This window comes from Pseudomonas sp. PD9R (assembly GCF_019200975.1).
Lineage (GTDB): Bacteria > Pseudomonadota > Gammaproteobacteria > Pseudomonadales > Pseudomonadaceae > Aquipseudomonas.
The window spans coordinates 684154-702276 of record NZ_JAHTMR010000001.1 but is presented as its reverse complement, the minus strand read 5'-3'; the positions used below and the strand labels follow the sequence as shown (position 1 = coordinate 702276).

Genomic DNA, 18123 nt, shown 5'->3' with positions numbered 1-18123 from the left:
CGCGAGCAGGCTCACTCCCACAGTGGCCTGTGTTGGTCGCTAATTTTGTGTACACCCCCAAACCCTGTAGGAGCGAGCCTGCTCGCGATGAGGCCCTCACAGACGAAACAAGGATAAAACCATGCGCTCATCAAGAGTAATCCACGTAGTCAGCTGCCACGCCGAAGGTGAAGTCGGCGATGTCATTGTCGGCGGCGTCGCACCACCACCTGGCGCCACCGTATGGGAACAGTCGCGCTGGATCGCCCGGGATGACACCCTGCGCAACTTCGTACTCAACGAACCGCGCGGCGGCGTATTCCGGCACGTCAATCTGCTGGTGCCGGCCAAGGACCCACGCGCGCAAATGGCCTGGATCATCATGGAGCCCGCAGACACCCCGCCCATGTCCGGCTCCAACTCGCTCTGCGTGGCTACCGTGTTGCTCGACAGCGGCATCCTGCCAATGACCGAACCACAAACCCGACTGGTACTGGAAGCCCCCGGCGGATTGATCGAGGCCGTGGCCGATTGCCGTGATGGCAAGGTCGAACGGGTGGAAATCAAAAACGTGCCCTCCTTCGCCGATCGCCTGGACGCGTGGATCGAAGTCGAAGGGGTCGGCTCGCTCAAGGTCGATACCGCCTATGGCGGCGACAGCTTTGTCATCGCCGATGCCCAGGGGCTGGGCTTTTCAATCCGCCCGGACGAAGCCGCTGATCTGGTGACAGTCGGACTGAAGATCACTCGTGCGGCCAACGAGCAATTGGGCTTCGTGCACCCACTGAACCCCGAGTGGTCGCACATTTCGTTCTGCCAGATTGCCGCGCCCATTGTCCATGAAAACGGCATTGCCACCGGCGCCAACGCCGTGGTGATCCAGCCGGGCAAGATCGACCGCTCGCCCACCGGCACCGGTTGCTCGGCGCGTATGGCGGTGCTGCAAGCCAAAGGCTTGATGCAGGTTGGCGACCGCTTTATCGGTCGCTCGATCATCGGCTCGGAGTTCCACTGCCGGATCGATTCGCTGACCGAAGTGGCCGGGCGCGCTGCCATCTATCCCTGCATTTCCGGGCGCGCCTGGATTACCGGTACCCACCAGTTGCTGCTCGATCCAAGCGATCCGTGGCCACAGGGCTATCGCCTGTCCGACACTTGGCCCGGTGCCTGATGCCAAGCGGGGGCTTTTGTGGCGAGGGAGCTTGCTCCCGCTGGACAGCGCAGCAGCCCCAATTGCAGTGTGTCTGATACAGCGAGTTCTCTGGATTTACGACTGCTGCGCAGTCAAGCGGGACGGTGCGACGATTCGACAAGCTCCCTCGCCACAGCTTCACCAGACCAACGGCCAGATAAACCCAAAAAAACACGAAAAAACCACTAGCCGATTCCTTTCATTTTAAATATCGTATACGAAATACAATTAACGAACCGGAGGCAACAATGAGCAAGCGAATCAACTGGAGTGGCGTCTTCCCAGCAGTGACCACTCAATTCAACGACGACTTCAGCATCAACCTGGATAAAACCCACCAGGTGATTTCCAACGTGATCCGTGACGGCGTTTCGGGTCTGGTGGTTTGCGGTTCGGTCGGTGAAAACACCTCGCTGACCGCCGAAGAAAAAATCGCCGTGACTGAAGTGGCGGTGGATGCCTCTCGCGGGCGCGTGCCGGTGATCTGCGGCGTGGCCGAATTCACCAGCATTCAAGCAGCCAAAGTTGCCAACGCGGTGCGCAAGGTCGGCGTCGACGGTGTGATGCTGATGCCAGCGCTGGTCTACGGCTCCAAGCCATTCGAAACCGCCGAGCACTACCGCTACGTGGCGAAAAACGCCGACGTGCCGCTGATGGTCTACAACAACCCGCCGATCTACAAAAACGACGTCACCCCGGACATCCTGATTTCCCTGGCCGACTGCGACAACGTGGTGTGTTTCAAGGATTCCTCCGGCGATACCCGTCGTTTCATCGACGTGCGCAATGAAGTCGGCGACCGCTTCGTGCTGTTCGCCGGTCTGGATGACGTGGTGCTGGAAAGCATCGCCGTCGGTGCTGAAGGCTGGGTATCGGGCATGTCCAACGTGTTCCCGAAAGAAGGCGAAACCATCTTCCGTCTGGCCAAGGCCGGGCGCTTCGCCGAAGCGATGCCGATCTATGAATGGCTGATGCCGATCCTGCACCTGGATGCCCGTGCCGACCTGGTGCAGTGCATCAAGCTGTGCGAAGCCATCGCCGGTCGCGGCAGCGCGCTGACCCGCCCGCCGCGTCTGGCCCTGCCGGAAGCCGATCGGGTTTTCGTCGAGCAGATCATGGCCAAGGCCCTGGCCAACCGTCCACAGCTGCCGGACGTCGGTCTCTGAGTGATTGCCGGGCGGGCCCTTCAAGGCCCGGCCCGGCTGCCTGTTTTTTGCGCCCCTACAGGAAACGCCAGCATGCCCAACCCTCAACACATTCAAAGCGCAACCACGCCCTCGGGACTCAAGCGCGTCGTGGCCGCCGCCATGGCCGGCACCGTCGCTGAGTGGTATGAATTCTTTCTCTACGGTACGGCTTCGGCACTGGTCTTCGGCCAGTTGTTCTTTCGCCAGACCGACAGCCCCGTCGACGGCATCATCGCCGCCTTCGCCCTCTACGCCGTGGGCTTTCTCGCCCGCCCGCTGGGTGGCCTGGTGTTCGGTCACTACGGTGACAAATTCGGCCGTAAACGCCTGCTGCAACTGAGCCTGGTGGTGGTCGGCATCACTACTTTTTTGATGGGCTGCCTGCCCGGCTTCGAGCAGATAGGCTATGCCGCGCCGGTGTTACTGGTGCTGTTACGGCTGATCCAGGGGTTCGCCTTTGGCGGTGAATGGGGTGGCGCAATTCTGCTGGTGTCCGAACATTGCCCGGACAACCGACGTGGCTTCTGGGCCAGTTGGCCACAAGCCGGTGTGCCGGCCGGCAACCTGGTGGCGACGGTTGCCCTGCTGCTGTTGTCGTCGAACCTGTCGGAGGAGCAATTCCTCGCCTGGGGCTGGCGCGTGGCGTTCTGGTTCTCGGCGGTGGTGGTGCTGATCGGTTACTGGATTCGTACCAGCGTCGATGACGCCCCGATTTTCAAGGAAGCCCAGGCCCGTCAGGCGCACACCAAGCAACAACAACTGGGCGTGGTGGAAGTGCTGCGTCACCACTGGCGCTCAGTGCTGGTCGGTATCGGCGCGCGGTTTGCCGAGAACATCCTCTACTACACCGTCGTAACCTTCTCGATCACCTACCTGAAACTGGTAGTGCACAAGGACACGTCGGAGATTCTGTTGCTGATGTTCGGCGCTCACCTGCTGCACTTCTTCCTGATCCCGTTGATGGGTTACCTATCCGATCTGGTCGGGCGCAAACCGGTCTACTTGGTCGGTGCAGTGCTCACTGCTTTTTGGGGATTCATCGGTTTCCCGATGATGGACACCGGGAATAACTGGCTGATCATGGCCGCCATCACCCTGGGCCTGGCCATCGAGTCGATGACCTACGCACCGTATTCAGCGCTGATGGCCGAGATGTTCCCGACCCACGTGCGCTACACGGCGTTGTCGCTGTGCTACCAGGTGGCGCCGATCTTCGCAGGTTCGTTGGCACCGTTGATCGCGATCACGCTGCTCAACAAGTACCACAGCTCGACACCCATCGCCTGGTACCTGGTCGGTGCGGCACTGATCTCCATTGTTGCTGTCGGCCTGACCCGTGAAACCCGTGGCAAGTCGCTGCACGCGGTGGATGCCGAGGCTGCGGCGCGGATTGCTGCATTGGACAGTGCCCCGGCTAACCCGCGTCGGGCTGATTCGCTGGCCTGAACCATTCCCCTTGTAGGAGCGAGGCTTGCCCGCGAATGGGGTCTGACATTTACCATTGGTGTCGACTGACTTACTGCCTTCGCGGGCAAGCCTCGCTCCTACAGGAGTCCATTTCTCAGTTCCGACAGGAGTGCTCAATGCCTCAGATTCTCGGCCACAACTACATCGGCGGTGCCCGTAGCGCCGCTGGCAGCATCACGCTACGCAGCCATGACGCCAGCACCGGCGAAGCCCTGACCTTCTCCTTCGTACAAGCCACCGAGGAAGAAGTGCACGCCGCCGCCCAGGCTGCCGCTGCCGCCTACCCGGTATTTCGCAGCTTGCCAGCGACACGTCGCGCAGATTTTCTTGAAGCCATCGCCGCGCAACTGGATGCCCTGGATGACGAATTCGTCGCACTGGTCACCCGCGAAACGGCATTGCCGTATGCGCGCATTCGGGGCGAACGTGGTCGCACCAGCGGTCAGATGCGCTTGTTCGCTCAGGTCCTGCGGCGCGGCGACTTCTACGGTGCCCGTATCGACCGCGCCTTGCCCGAGCGTCAACCGCTGCCACGGATCGACCTGCGTCAGTACCGAATCGGCGTCGGCCCGGTGGCCGTGTTCGGCGCCAGCAATTTCCCGCTGGCCTTCTCCACTGCTGGCGGTGATACCGCCGCTGCCCTGGCCGCCGGTTGCCCGGTGGTGTTCAAAGCGCACAGTGGCCACATGGCCACGGCCGAATGCGTAGCCGATGCCATCCTTCGGGCCGCCGAGCAGACTGGCATGCCCAAAGGTGTGTTCAACATGATCTACGGCGCTGGCGTCGGTGAAACGCTGGTCAAGCATCCGGCGATTCAGGCGGTCGGGTTCACCGGCTCGCTCAAAGGTGGCCGTGCGCTGTGCGACATGGCGGCGGCACGACCACAGCCTATCCCGGTGTTCGCCGAAATGAGCAGCATCAACCCCGTCGTGGTACTGCCCGAAGCACTGAACGCACGGGGCGAGAATATCGCCGGCGAACTCGCCGCTTCCGTGGTGCTCGGTTGTGGCCAGTTCTGCACCAACCCGGGTTTGGTGCTCGGCATTCGCGCCCCCGCGTTCAGCGCTTTCGTTGCAACACTAAGCGCGCTGATGGCCGAACAACCGGCGCAAACCATGCTCAACGCCGGCACCCTGCGCAGCTATGAAAAAGGCGTGCAGGCGTTGCTCAGCCATCCGGGCGTGACCCGCCTGGCCGGCGATGACCCGCACGGCAACCAAGCGCGACCGCAATTGTTCAAGGCCGATATCAGCCTGCTGCTGCAAGGTGATCCGTTGCTTCAGGAAGAAGTGTTCGGGCCGACCACCCTGATCATCGAAGTGGCCGACAAGGCCGAACTGCGACAGGCGCTGAACAGCTTGCACGGGCAACTCACCGCGACCCTGATTGGCGAAGCGCAAGACCTGGAGGAACACGCCGACCTGCTGATCCTGCTGGAACAGAAAGTCGGTCGGGTGCTGTTCAACGGCTACCCCACCGGCGTCGAAGTCTGCGACGCGATGGTGCATGGCGGCCCCTATCCGGCCACGTCCGATGTTCGCGGCACCTCAGTCGGCAGTCTGGCCATCGAGCGATTTCTACGCCCGGTGTGCTATCAGAATTGCCCGGACGCGTTATTGCCGGAGCCACTGAAAAACGCCAATCCACTGGGCATCGCCCGTCTGGTTGACGGCATCAGCCATAAAAACCCAATCTAAAAAACACCCTCACACCTGTAGGAGCGAGCTTGCTCGCGATGAACGTCAACGATTACACAGGCTGCCTGGTTCAGCGCGTCGTCCTTGGGTTCATCGCAAACAAGCTCTCAACAACAGGTTTTGCTCTTCATCACGCCGAAACCACCACCCCACCCTCCAGCGCCGTCGTCCCCGCCACCTTGCATAACTCCACTCCTGGCGCCGCAAACCGGATCGCGCTGCGCATGTACATCACCCCACTCACTGAACTGCATACCACCTGCGTTGCACCGCCAATGGGATCGATGATGTGCACCACGGGTTCATCGCATTCAATCCAGGCGCCTGGCTGATGCAGGAATACCACCAGCCCCGCACACGGGGCATGCAGGGTGAGTGAGCCGTCGAAGGGGGTGGCCGGTCGGGCCAGCGCGGGCATGGGCGGTGCGGCGCCAGCAAGGATTGCGCGGTGTTGCAGGAACGCATAGAGCGCAGCCGCGTCCTGGGCTGCCAGTGCGTGTTCGACCTGCGCTTCGCCGCGCAACTCGACAGTTGCCGCGATGCAGCCTGACGGAATCGGGAAACGACCGGCGAACTGTTCGGCCAGCCGCCACCATGGTTGACCGCAGGCTTCGTCGAACGAGCCGGCGCCGCTGCCTTCGGCGAGCAACGTGGCTTGAGCACCGATGTAGCGCGCCAGCGGTTCGATCTGCGCCGAGTAAGGCGTCTCGCCGTAAAGGTGGACCACGGCCTGGGCATCGCAATGCAGATCGAGAACCACATCGGCATCGAACGCCAACAGCAATTGGGCCTGGCGCAGGGAGTCAATCTCGGTGACGGGTTGCATCTGTTTCAGCGCATCGGCCATGGCGCGACGAATCATTTGCCGATTCTGGTCAAGGTCTGCAGTCAGCTCATGCGCCAGGCGCCCTGCAACCATCTCGGCCAAATCTGGGTAGCGTCGGTTGAAGTTCTCACCGCTATTGAAGTCAAAACGGCCCATGGCATCGTGCATCAATGTCTGTTCCAGGCCGATCGGGTTGGCGATGGGTACCAGCACGATTTCCCCGAGGATCTCGCCACGGGCCTCGGCCCTGTCCAGCAATTGCCGCAGATGATGCAACGCCAACATGCCGGGCAATTCGTCGGCGTGCAGGCTGGCTTGCAAGTACACCTTGCCGGCGCGACCCGCCTGGCCGTAATGCAGGCTGATCAGCTCGCGCCGGGTGCACGGGTTGCGGGTCAACAGGGGATGGTGCTCGACGCGCATGGGGTTTTCCTTATGGGGTTGGTCGATCCATCTTTATGAAAATGAAAGCCCCCCACAATCGAATAATTTCCCCGTCAATGGTGAGCCAAATGATCCTTTCAGCGGGGCTGACGAGGGAATAATCGTTCAATTAAATTTGACAATGACGCAAATTTATTTTGATTGATGTAATTATTTTGTCACCAATACTAGGGCACTCGATTCAGGTTTTTCTTCGCCTGACCTCCATAAGAAAAACAAGAGGTGCTCGCATGACCAGTTGTGCCCAGGCGCTCGTTCGCCTGCTTGAAGGCTACGGTGTGGAATCAATATTCGGCATTCCTGGCGTGCATACCGTTGAGCTTTATCGCGGACTGCACGGCAGCACACTGCGCCACATCAGCCCCCGCCATGAGCAAGGGGCCGGATTCATGGCCGACGGTTATGCCCGCGCCAGCGGTAAACCCGGTGTGTGCTTCATTATCACCGGTCCCGGCATGACCAATATCCTCACCGCCATGGGCCAGGCCTATGCCGATTCGGTGCCGATGCTGGTGATCTCCACCACCAGCCGCCGCGAACACCAGCGCCTCGGTCACGGTTACTTGCACGAGATGCCAGACCAGCGCGCCGTGGTCTCCGGGGTCTGCGCCTTCAGCCATACCTTGCAGCGTCCGCAGGAACTACCGGAAGTGCTGGCTCGTGCGTTCGCCCTGTTCAGCTGCGCCCGTCCACGCCCCGTGCATATCGAAATCCCTCTGGACGTTCTGGAGATGCCGGCCGACGACCTCGATCTGCGTCCACGTAACTTGCCGCAAGCGCCAGCGCCGGCGGCAGCCAATATCGACGCTGCCGTGCAGTTGTTGGCGTCGGCGCGCAAGCCATTGATCCTTGCCGGTGGCGGTGCACGCCGTGCCGGCCAGGCTGTGCAGGCTCTGGCTGAGCGCCTGCAAGCACCGGTCGCCCTGACGACCAACGCCCGTGGTCTGTTGTCCCCTGAACACCCGTTGTTGCTCGATGGCGTGCAATCGTCGGCGCATGGTCGGGCCTTGTTTGCAGAGGCGGATGTGGTGTTGGCGGTAGGCACTGAACTGGGGGAAACCGACTACGACTTCTTTGGCCTCGGGCCTTTAGCGTTGAACGCGCCGCTGATTCGCCTGGACATCGACCCGCTGCAAATCCTCGGCGCGGCGCGTGCCGATGTGGGTTTGCTGGGAGATGCCGGGCAAGGTCTGCAAGCACTTCTGGACGCACTGCCCGACAGCCCCGCCAGCGACTGGGCACAGTCGAGCGTGACGCGGGTCAATGCCGCCGAGCGTGCTGGCTGGACATCCAAGCAAAACGTCATGCAGCAAATGCTCGACACCCTGCGTGACAGTCTGCCGGCGCCGATTGTGGTCGGCGATTCGACCCAGCCGGTTTACCAGGGAGCGCTGGGGTATCGCGCACCTCAGGCCAATAGCTGGTTCAACGCCGGGACCGGTTTCGGCACCCTGGGCTACGGCTTGCCTGCCGCCATCGGCGCCAAGCTGGCCATGCCCCACCGCCCGGTCATCGCCGTGGTGGGCGACGGTGGCGTGCAATTCTCCAGTGCCGAACTGATTGCCGCGCGCGAAGCAGAGGTCGGAGTGATCGTGGTGCTGTGGAACAACCATTGCTATGCCGAAATCCGCGACTACATGACCGCCCGCGATATCCCGCCGCTGGGCGTCGACATCCTGCCTCCGGACTTTGCCGCCCTGGCCAAGTCCTGCCACGTACAACACCTGCCGGTCAGTAGTCGCGAGCAACTGCGCGAAGTGCTCATCAGCCTGGCCGACACCCGTCAGCCCGTGCTGCTGGAACTGGATGCTGCCGCTTTTCTATCTGCCTGAGCACAACACCGCTGATTTTTTGGGAGTGAACCGCATGGAATTGCAGAAAAGATTTGCCCTGAACTGGATCGAACAGCACCGCCAGCAACTCTCGGACTGGCACCAGATTATCTGGCACTACGCGGAACCGGCGTTTCGCGAATACAAATCCTGCGCCTGGTATGTCGAGTTGCTGCGCAAGGAAGGCTTCACGGTAGAAGAAGGCAGCGGTGGCATGCCGACCGCGTTCTGCGCCACCTTCAGTAATGGCGAAGGACCGGTACTGGCGACTTATGCCGAATACGACGCGGTGCCGGGTAATTGCCAGGCGGCCACGACGCGCAAAATGCCACGGGATGGCCTGTCGCGTTTTGCCCCGGGCCACACTGACCCGCATTCGGCACTGGGCATCAGTGCCCTGGGCGGCGTACTGGCGGCGAAGGCGACGATGCTCGAGTTCGGCATTCAGGGCACCATTCGTTTCTTTGGTGAGCCCGCCGAAAAACTGCGTGCCTCCAAACCGGTGCACGCGGCCAAGGGTTACTACGACAACCTTGATGCGGCGATCAGTTTTCACCCCACCTACATGCTGCCGCTGAACAACACCACCACTTGGGACACCCATTGCGGTATCGCTTACGCGTACATCTATAGCTTCACTTGCGAAGACCCGGAAAACTGGATCGCCGCCGACCGTTACAGCCCGATTCCGCAAAACCATCTGGCAGCGCGCGCACCGGGGGCCAACGATGCGTTGATGCACTTCTACAACCTCAACGAAAGCCTGCGCCGTTCCACATTGCCGTTCACCGGTCTGTGGAGTTACAACGAAGCGATCCTCACCGCCGGCCAGGCCACTGCCGACAACCTGCCACCGCACTTGTCGCAGATCCAGTACCTGTTGCGTTGCGATTCGATCGAACAGGCCGAAACCATCTCCACGGTGATGGACAACAACGCCGCTGCGGCCGCGATGGCCACCGGGTGTCAGTGGAAAAAGACCTGGGTCTGCAAGTCCCGCGGCGGCCTGGCCAACCATGTGCTGGCCCAGGCCACTTACGACAATCTGGCGGCCATCGGCGCCCCGCAGTGGGGTAGCGTAGCCTGCGATATCGCGCGCGAGATCCAGAGCAATCTGGGGCTGGAACCGATGCCCGAACCCTTCTTGCCCGCCATCGAACAATTGATCGAGCCGCAGGAATGCGAACGCCAGATGCGCCTGCAAATGCCGTCATGGCAGAAGTACCTGACCTCCGACGACTATCCCGAATACACCTGGCATTGCCCGACCGTACGCCTGTTGGTGGCCCGTCCGATGCTCGCCGCGCCCGCCGGTCACGTTTACCCGGACTGGGTCTCCAATGCCTTGGGCGGCATTCCCCAGACCATCGACCCGATGATCAACGTCGCCTCGAAAACCATTGCCACCACCCTGCTCGATCTGTTCTGCCGCGACGAGTTGCTGAGCGCCGCCAAGGCCGAATTCAACCAGCGTACTGGCGGTGGCATCGGTGGCGAACATTGGCAGGCGCCCTTGTTGCCGGCTGATTTCCAGGCGCCTCATCGCTTTCGTTGGCCGGAGTACATCAGCACCGCACGCGGTGAAGAGTGGTGGATTCCCGCCCGAGAAGACGAATAGTCCCCAAAACAATAAGAATTCGAGGAGCCAGACGTGCAAGCACTCACCAACGTGAAAATCCCGCAGCCGGAAACGGATACCTCGGTCGTCGCCATTGACGACCTGCACAAAAGTTACGCCGATCACCATGTACTCAAGGGCATTTCGATGCGTGCCAAAGAGGGCGAAGTGGTCTCGCTGATCGGGTCCAGCGGCTCGGGTAAAAGTACCCTGCTGCGCTGCATCAACCTGTTGGAAATCCCCTGCAGCGGCAGCCTGAAAATCAATGGTGAAACGGTGCACCTGAAGACCGGTCGCAACGGCGTCGCGCAAGTTGCCGACCCGCGCCAGGTCGAACGGCTACGTACCCGACTGAGCATGGTGTTCCAGAGTTTCAACCTGTGGCCGCACCGCACGGTGCTGGAAAACGTCATCGAAGCCCCGGTGTATGTGCTCGGTGAAGACCGTAAAGAAGCCACCGCGCATGCCGAACATCTGCTGGAAAAAGTCGGATTGATCGACAAGCGCGACGTCTACCCCTCCTTCCTGTCCGGTGGCCAGCAGCAACGAGTCGCCATCGCCCGGGCCTTGGCGATGCGCCCGCAAGTGATGCTGTTCGATGAACCGACTTCGGCACTGGACCCGGAATTGGTAGGCGAAGTATTGCGCGTGATCCAAGGCATCGCCGAAGAGGGCCGCACGATGATTCTGGTCACCCACGAGATGGCCTTTGCCCGTGATGTGTCGAGCAAAGTCATTTACCTGCATCAGGGCCGGGTCGAGGAAGAAGGTCCGCCTTCGCAAGTATTGCTCGACCCGCGCAGCGAACGTTGCCGGCAGTTTGTGATGGCCCAGGACAACCGCGGATAACCCGCACCAATGTTTTCAACCTCGATAACAACAACCTGAAAGAGGCACTCAAACATGAAAAAAACTCTGTTGGTTACCCTGCAAGCCTGCCTGTTGGCCGGTATCGCAAGCACTTCGTTTGCCGCGGACAAACTGGTGTTCGGCATCGCGCTGGAACCCTATCCACCGTTCTCGTTCAAGAGCGGCAAGGGTGACTGGAGCGGCTTCGAGCCTGAGATGATCACCGCTGTCTGCGCACGCATGAAAGCCGATTGCACCCTCAACGAAATGTCCTGGGACGGCTTGATCCCGGCGTTGAAATCCCAGCAAGTGGACGTGGTACTCAACTCGCTGTCGATCACCCCGGAACGCCAGCAGGTGATCGACTTCACCCAGCCATACTTCTTTACCCGCGCCCTGTGGATTGGTGACCGCAGCATGGAACTGGACCCGACACCGGCCGGCCTCAAGGGAAAAATCATCGGTGTGCAGGGCTCCACCACTCACTCCGCCTTCGTCAAGAAGTACTACGGCGAATCGAACATCCGTTACTACAACGACCAGGACGACATCCTTGCCGACCTGCGCAGCGGTCGCGTCGACATCATGCTGGCGGACCAGTTAGTGGTCGAGCCGCTGCTGGAGAAGCCAGACAACTCGATGCTCGCCAGTAAAGGCGTCGCACCGCTTGACCCGTTGTTCGGTGATGGCGTGGGCGCCGGTGTGCGCAAAGGCAACGACGCGTTGCGCGAGCGTTTGAACGTGGCCCTGCAATCGCTGCGTGACGACGGCAGCTACGAAAAAATCCGTGCGCGCTACTTCAAGACTGACATCACGACCCTCCAGTAATCCGGTTGTCCCAGCCAGTCCCGCAAAGGAGCGCTCATGACAGTTTCTGAAATTTCCCAGTTGTTTTTTGCCGACGGTTGGCTACAAGCCTTGGCGCAGGGCACGGTACGAACCCTGGGCATTTCCCTGGGCGCCTTCATCCTGGGCCTGGCGATTGGTTTGATCGTGGCGATGGTCAAACTCAAGGGGCCGCGCTGGATGGTGGTTTGCGCCAATTGCTACACCACCTTGTACCGCGCGGTGCCGGAGTTGCTGCTGATTCTGTTGCTGTATTACGCCGGTGCCGACCTGATCAACCTGACAATGGCGGCGCTTGGGCAACCGAGCGTCGAAATCAACGGCTTCATGGCCGCTGTAGTGGTGCTGGGAATTGTGCAGGGGGCTTACTCGGGTGAAATCATCCGCGGGGCCATCGAATCGATCCCCCATGGTCAGATCGAAGCCGCCCGAGCCTACGGGATCAACCGCAGCCTGCTGGTACGGCGGGTGATTCTGCCGACCATGCTGCCATTCGCTATCGCCGGCCTGTCCAACCTGTGGCTGGTGCTGGTCAAGGAAAGTGCGTTGATCAGTGTGGTCGGTTACAGCGAGTTGTTGACGGCGGGTCGCCAGGCGGCGGCGTCGACCAAACACTACTTGCTGTTTTACCTCGCAGTGGCTGCGTTCTATTACCTGATCACACTGGTTTCAAGCTCGGTGTTCCGGCAGGTCGAAGTTCGCTTCGAGCGCTGGATGCCACGGCACGCATAAGGGGCGCGATCATGGATTTTCACTGGTTAAGCAGTTTTTACCACGAGTTGGTCAGAGGCTTTGGCCTGACACTTCAACTGCTGCTGATTTCGGGTTTTTTCGGTTTTCTGATGGCCGTGGGCGTGGCCTTGGGGCGGTTGTCGAAGCACCGCTCTTTGGCTAACGGGCTGCGTTTTTATACCAGCGTATTGCGCGGGACACCGCTGCTGGTGCAGATCTACGTCCTCTACTACGGCGTTGGCAGTGTGTTCGCCACCTTCCCGTTGATTCGCGGCAGTATGTTCTGGCCGTACCTGCGTGAAGGTTTCTGGTATGTGGCATTTGCCCTGACCCTGAGCGTTTCGGCGTATGTGGGCGAAGTGCTGCGCGGTGGTCTGCGTGCGGTTCCGCGCGGTGAACTGGAAGCAGCACGGGCCTATGGCATGCGGCCGTGGCTGGTATTGCGTCGGGTATGGATGCCGCGTGCGCTGCAGATGCTGCGCCCGACGCTGGCCGGCGAGAGCGTGATGCTGCTCAAGGCCACGGCGCTGGCTTCGACCGTAGCGGTGACCGATTTGCTCGGGGCGGCGAACCTGGTACGTGCACAAACATTGCGGGTCTACGAACCACTGCTGGTGGTGGCCGTGATCTACATCATTCTGGCGATTGTCATTGAACAAAGCTTTGCCCGTATCGGCAAAACGCCCCAACGACAGGCCTGAATTCAAGGATGCCTGAAACATCGGCCCAAGGGTTTATAAGGAGTTGCACATGAAATACTCGTCCATGGTCAAGCGCATCAGTGGCGAAACCGTCACTGCCTGGGATATCCACTACGCCGCGTGTGACGCGCAGGCGCGGGGTGAAGATGCGATCGTGCTGAGCATCGGCGATCCGGACTTCGCTACCGACAATGAAATTTGCGCGGCGGCGGTCCAGGCGCTGAACGAAGGCGACACCCACTACACGCATGTGATCGGTCGGCCTGAACTGCGTGAAGCCATTGCTGCCAAGCAAACGGCCTTGCTCGGCCAACCGGTGTCCGCCGATAACGTTGCGCTGGTGGCCGGGGCGCAGAACGGCTTGTATGCGACCGCCATGTGTCTGTTCGAACAGGGCGATGAGGTGCTGGTACCGGCACCAATGTACTTGACGTATGCCGCAAGCATTCAGGCCTCGGGGGCGCTTCTGGTGCCAATTGCCCAGCCGGCGGAAAATGATTTTCGCCTGACGCTGGCAGCCATCGAAGCGGTGATCACCGACAAGACTCGCGGCATCGCCCTGGCCACGCCCAACAATCCGACTGGCAACGTCTACACCCGCGAAGAGCTGGAAGCAGTGGCCCTGGTCGCCCAGCGTCACAACCTTTGGGTGATCAGCGATGAGGTCTACGGTCAGCTCACTTATGACCGTCCGCACCAGAGCGTTGCCACACTCGAAGGCATGGCCGACCGCACCGTGGTGCTCAACAGCCTGTCCAAATCCCACGCCATGACCGGATGGCGGGTGGGCTGGGTGGTGGCTCCGCAAGAACTGATCGGCCATCTGGATAATTTGCTGCTGTGTATGCTTTACGGCTTGCCGGGCTTTATTCAGGCGGCCGCCCTCAAGGCCCTGGAGCTGGATGAACAGGTGGTCAGCCAGGCGCGGGCACTGTACTTGCGGCGCCGCGACCTGGTGGTCGAAGGGCTGCGCAATGTGCCGCTGCTCAAGTGCAAAGTGCCCGAGGCCGGCATGTTCATGTTGGTGGATGTGCGTGAAAGCGGTTTGTCGAGCACCGACTTTGCCTGGCAGCTATTCCGTGAAACCGGGGTCGCGGTACTCGACGCCAGCGCGTTCGGCGCCAGCACCGCCGGTTTTGTGCGGATCTCGTTCACCGTCTCCGATGCCGCCTTGAGCGACGCCTGTGGTCGCATCGCAGGGTTTGTCGAACGCCTTCAGGCGCTCAACTGAAGCGCAACGCCCATGCACCAGACAAGCTGGCTCCTACAGGGGAATTTGCTGCACAGAAATTTTGTGCACGACACCGGTTCAACTGTAGGAGCGAGCCTGCTCGCGAAGGCGTCGGCACATTCAACATCCACGTATCAGACAAACCGCCTTCGCCGGCTAGCCGGCTCCTGGAGAGGGTTTAATCAGGCCAGCAGCGCCTTCAGATCGTTGTACAACGCCTCGGGAATCTGCACCCCTTCGACCACACTGCGAGCGCGCGCCGCATAGCGCCGCTGTGACGGCAAACGCGCGCCCTGCCCTTCAATGCCCTGAAACAACGCTTCAGCCCTGGCCAAATGGACCTCCGTTGCGTCACCGAGAAAGCGCCGCGGATCCAGTGCGATGATCAGTTCACCATGGTACGGCGACGACTTGCTGCCCGCGTCATACGCCAGCGACTCGGCGCTGGTCAGGTCACCGATCAGCGGCCCGGCGATCAACTCCACCATCGCCGCCAGCGCCGAACCCTTGTGCCCACCAAATGTCAGCATCGCGCCGCTATCCAGCACCACGTTGGCATCGGTACTCGGCTGGCCCTGCGCGTCCACGCCCCAGCCCTCGGGAATTGCTTTGCCAGCGCGCCGATGCAGTTCGATATCGCCACGGGCAATGGCACTGGTGGCAAAGTCGAACACGAAAGGATCGTGCCCGACACGCGGCCAGCCAAAGGCAATCGGGTTGGTCCCGAACACCGGCAAACGTCCGCCGGCCGGTGCCACCCAGGCATGGCTTGGATTGCACGCCAATGCGACAAGGCCAGCCGCCGTCAACTGCTCGATCTCCACCCAGAGCGCCGAGAAATGTACACAGCGGTTAATCGCCAGTGCCGCAATCCCGTTGGCCCGGGTTTTCTCCGTTAACAACGGCAGCCCAGCCTGAAACGCCAGTTGCGAGAACCCGCCGCCAGCGTCCACCCGCACAATCGACGGCGCCTGATCGACTACTTGCGGCGTCGCATCGGCAGAGACCTTGCCGGCCCGCAGGGAATTGACGCATCCCAGAACCCGGTACAACCCGTGGGAGGCACAGCCATCGCGTTCGCCGGCTATCACCGTCGTCGCCACGGCTTGCGCATGGGCCAGGCTAAAACCGTTGTGCAACAGGATCGATTCGGCCAACTCACGGGCTTCGATCAAGGTCAGTCGGATCATGTTCATCTCCTTGGACAGACCCGTCAGGTTGGGCTGTTCGCGACGATTTGGCTTGATGGCTTTGGCCACGGGAAATGACGAAATCGGCACAGGCTCGCTGACCGGAACAGCCCATACCAAAGCGTTAATTTGAAACACCCATGTCTACTGGTCAGTGCCATCGTTTGACCCTAAATTCGCCGAAACCGTCGCCGGAAGGCCCACCTCGGGACGCACAAGCGCCAGCTTCAGAAACCATATGAGTGTTGATAATGACTGATCAGACAAACGGAACCACCCGTCGCGCCTTGATGACCGCCGGTGCCATGGCCGCAGCAGCCCTGGCCGTTGCAGCACCGGTGTTGGCGGCGCAACCGGCACCGACAGCAGCGCCCGTGGGCGACCAGAGTAACGGCGATGCCAGTGGCTCGGGGATGATCACCGTCAAGGACGGCACCCACATTTTCTACAAGGACTGGGGCACCGGTCAGCCAATCGTGTTCCACCATGGCTGGCCCCTCTCCAGTGACGACTGGGATACGCAAATGCTGTTTTTCCTCAGCAAGGGTTTCCGCGTCATTGCTCACGATCGTCGTGGCCACGGCCGCTCGTCCCAGACCGCTGTCGGCAACGAAATGGATACCTACGCTGCCGACGTCGCTGAACTGATGGCGCACCTGGACATCAGGAATGCTGTGCATATCGGTCACTCGACCGGCGGTGGCGAAGTGGCACGCTATGTAGCGCGCCATGGCCGCGGGCGTGTCGCCAAAGCGGTGCTGATCGGTGCCGTGCCGCCGATCATGCTGCGCACGGCGAAGAATCCGGGAGGCCTTCCGTTGGAAGTCTTCGACGGCCTGCGCAAAGCCGTGGCCGAAAATCGCGCGCAGTTCTACCGTGATTTTCCGAGCGGCCCGTTCTATGGATTCAATCGACCTGGCGCGAAAGTCTCCGAAACGACGATCGACAATTGGTGGCGCCAAGGCATGAACGGTGGGATCAAGGCGCAGTACGACTGCATTCGCGCCTTCTCGGAAACCGACTTCACTGACGACCTGAAGCAAATCGAGGTGCCGACTCTGGTACTGCACGGTGAAGACGACCAGATCGTGCCGATCGCCGACTCGGCACACCTGTCGATCAAACTGCTCAAGCACGGCACGCTGAAAACCTACCCTGGCCTGCCCCATGGCTTGTGCACCACCCATGCCGACGTCATCAATCCCGACCTTCTGGCGTTCATCAAGGGCTGACGCCCTGCGGGTCGCTGCACCAGCTCGCCTGGTGTAAAAATGGTTCGCACGACGAAGAACTGGATCTAGAATCCGCAGAGGCAGACTCACCCAAAGAGCTGCCGGTGCGAATTCTGGGTGTCTTGCAGCAGTGGAGTGCGAGACAGCGGCTGAAAGACCAACCTGGAACCACTCGCGCTGCTGTTCGATGCGATTTTTCAAGACCAAAGCAGATGGCATGGGATATAAACGGGCAGACCGATCTCCCGTTATCCCCAGGCCTCACCAACGGACATTCGCCATGGACATCGCGCCACGCTTCATCATCCATGAAACTGCCCACTGGCTACTCAATCATCACATGTCGTCAAAGCTGCCGGGCTATCTGGTGCTGGGGACGAAACACCCAGCGCGCTCATTGTCCGACCTGCCCGACGATGCACTGGCCGAGTTAGGGGTTCTGCTCGCCAAAGTCCAGCGAACCGTGCAATCGGAATTGGAGCCGAAATGGCTCTACATCAGCCGATTCGGTCATGACCCTCGCTTCCCCATCCATTTTCACTACATCCCGGTGTACCACTGGGTCGAAGAACTGTTCATGCGGGACGAGCGGTACCGGTTGTTGAAAAACTTCGGTGCGCCGGCCAATGCTCAGACATCGACCGATGGCGCGGAAATGACCTTGTTCGTCTGGCGTGAATTTGGCGAAAGCCTTGAGCCACCGAGCATTCAGGGACCTTCGATCGAACAGATCATCGAGCGTTTGCGGATGGCATTCACGCCACCGGAGGTGCTCCAATTACGTCGTCTGCCCAACTGATGGCCGCCACCACGGTCGGGAAACCGATCGTGCTGGTCAACGAAATCAGGGTGTGGCGAATCTGCTCTGGCGTCGCGCCGGCCTCCAGTGCCCGCCGCGCATGGCTGTGTACGGCGCCTTCCGAGTGAATCGCTGCCGCGGCACCGAGTTGAATCAACTGGACGACAGACTCGTCCAACGGTCCGGCATGCCGCACAGCTGCCCCCAACGACTCCACGGCGTCCAGGTAATCCGGGTATTGCTGTTTGAGATTGCGGTAGGTGTTGTGCTCTTTCTTCCTGGCCATTTTCGTTACCTCGCG

General features: G+C 60.8%; 16 protein-coding genes. 13 read left to right on the top strand and 3 right to left on the bottom strand.

Going from position 1 to position 18123, the window contains the following annotated elements; all coding sequences use genetic code 11:
* The first annotated feature begins 121 nt into the window (after positions 1-121).
* From KUF73_RS03200 to KUF73_RS03185, 4 genes are all read left to right on the top strand, one after another.
* Positions 122-1150, top strand: a complete 1029-nt coding sequence (locus tag KUF73_RS03200) for a proline racemase family protein (RefSeq protein WP_218436581.1) — start codon at positions 122-124, stop codon at positions 1148-1150.
* Between the two features lie 269 nt (positions 1151-1419).
* Positions 1420-2337 (top strand): dihydrodipicolinate synthase family protein, encoded by a 918-nt coding sequence (locus KUF73_RS03195; protein WP_218436580.1) that lies wholly within the window; start codon positions 1420-1422, stop codon positions 2335-2337.
* A gap of 72 nt (positions 2338-2409) precedes the next feature.
* Positions 2410-3804 (top strand): fosfomycin efflux MFS transporter AbaF, encoded by a 1395-nt coding sequence (gene abaF, locus KUF73_RS03190; RefSeq protein ID WP_218436579.1) that lies wholly within the window; start codon positions 2410-2412, stop codon positions 3802-3804.
* Between the two features lie 137 nt (positions 3805-3941).
* Positions 3942-5522, top strand: a complete 1581-nt coding sequence (locus KUF73_RS03185) for an aldehyde dehydrogenase (NADP(+)) (protein ID WP_218436578.1) — start codon at positions 3942-3944, stop codon at positions 5520-5522.
* A 130-nt stretch (positions 5523-5652) separates the two neighbouring features.
* Here the strand turns inward: KUF73_RS03185 and KUF73_RS03180 are convergent, their stop codons facing one another.
* On the bottom strand, positions 5653-6771 hold the full coding sequence (locus tag KUF73_RS03180; protein ID WP_218436577.1) for a succinylglutamate desuccinylase/aspartoacylase family protein: 1119 nt from the start codon (positions 6769-6771) through the stop codon (positions 5653-5655).
* Positions 6772-7022: 251 nt separating this feature from the next.
* Here KUF73_RS03180 and KUF73_RS03175 point away from each other — a divergent pair, with 251 nt between their 5' ends.
* The 7 genes from KUF73_RS03175 to KUF73_RS03145 are packed head-to-tail and all read left to right on the top strand — an operon-like array spanning position 7023 to position 14601.
* Positions 7023-8624: a 5-guanidino-2-oxopentanoate decarboxylase gene (locus tag KUF73_RS03175; protein ID WP_218436576.1), complete on the top strand. Its 1602-nt coding sequence runs from the start codon at positions 7023-7025 to the stop codon at positions 8622-8624.
* A 34-nt stretch (positions 8625-8658) separates the two neighbouring features.
* Entirely contained in the window at positions 8659-10242 is a 1584-nt protein-coding gene (locus KUF73_RS03170) for an amidohydrolase (RefSeq protein WP_218436575.1), read from the top strand.
* A 33-nt stretch (positions 10243-10275) separates the two neighbouring features.
* A complete protein-coding gene (locus KUF73_RS03165; protein ID WP_305516099.1) occupies positions 10276-11091 on the top strand; it encodes an ABC transporter ATP-binding protein in 816 nt (271 codons plus the stop codon).
* A gap of 54 nt (positions 11092-11145) precedes the next feature.
* Entirely contained in the window at positions 11146-11919 is a 774-nt protein-coding gene (locus tag KUF73_RS03160; RefSeq protein ID WP_218436574.1) for a transporter substrate-binding domain-containing protein, read from the top strand.
* Positions 11920-11955: 36 nt separating this feature from the next.
* The gene (locus KUF73_RS03155) at positions 11956-12669 is read left to right on the top strand and encodes an ABC transporter permease (RefSeq protein ID WP_218436573.1); all 714 of its coding nucleotides are present in this window, start codon (positions 11956-11958) and stop codon (positions 12667-12669) included.
* Between the two features lie 11 nt (positions 12670-12680).
* The gene (locus KUF73_RS03150) at positions 12681-13370 is read left to right on the top strand and encodes an ABC transporter permease (RefSeq protein WP_218436572.1); all 690 of its coding nucleotides are present in this window, start codon (positions 12681-12683) and stop codon (positions 13368-13370) included.
* Between the two features lie 49 nt (positions 13371-13419).
* A complete protein-coding gene (locus KUF73_RS03145) occupies positions 13420-14601 on the top strand; it encodes a pyridoxal phosphate-dependent aminotransferase (RefSeq protein WP_218436571.1) in 1182 nt (393 codons plus the stop codon).
* Positions 14602-14783: 182 nt separating this feature from the next.
* Here KUF73_RS03145 and KUF73_RS03140 read toward each other — a convergent pair whose 3' ends face one another.
* Entirely contained in the window at positions 14784-15791 is a 1008-nt protein-coding gene (locus tag KUF73_RS03140; protein WP_218436570.1) for an Ldh family oxidoreductase, read from the bottom strand.
* Positions 15792-16204: 413 nt separating this feature from the next.
* Between KUF73_RS03140 and KUF73_RS03135 the strand changes: the two genes are divergently transcribed.
* Together KUF73_RS03135 and KUF73_RS03130 are read left to right on the top strand one after the other, a co-directional pair.
* A complete protein-coding gene (locus tag KUF73_RS03135; protein WP_256345375.1) occupies positions 16205-17023 on the top strand; it encodes an alpha/beta fold hydrolase in 819 nt (272 codons plus the stop codon).
* 280 nt (positions 17024-17303) lie between these two features.
* Positions 17304-17822 (top strand): HIT domain-containing protein, encoded by a 519-nt coding sequence (locus KUF73_RS03130; RefSeq protein WP_218436568.1) that lies wholly within the window; start codon positions 17304-17306, stop codon positions 17820-17822.
* Here KUF73_RS03130 and KUF73_RS03125 read toward each other — a convergent pair.
* Entirely contained in the window at positions 17779-18108 is a 330-nt protein-coding gene (locus KUF73_RS03125; protein WP_218436567.1) for a carboxymuconolactone decarboxylase family protein, read from the bottom strand. The two genes, KUF73_RS03130 and KUF73_RS03125, sit on opposite strands and share 44 nt — an antisense overlap.
* Positions 18109-18123: the final 15 nt, after the last annotated feature.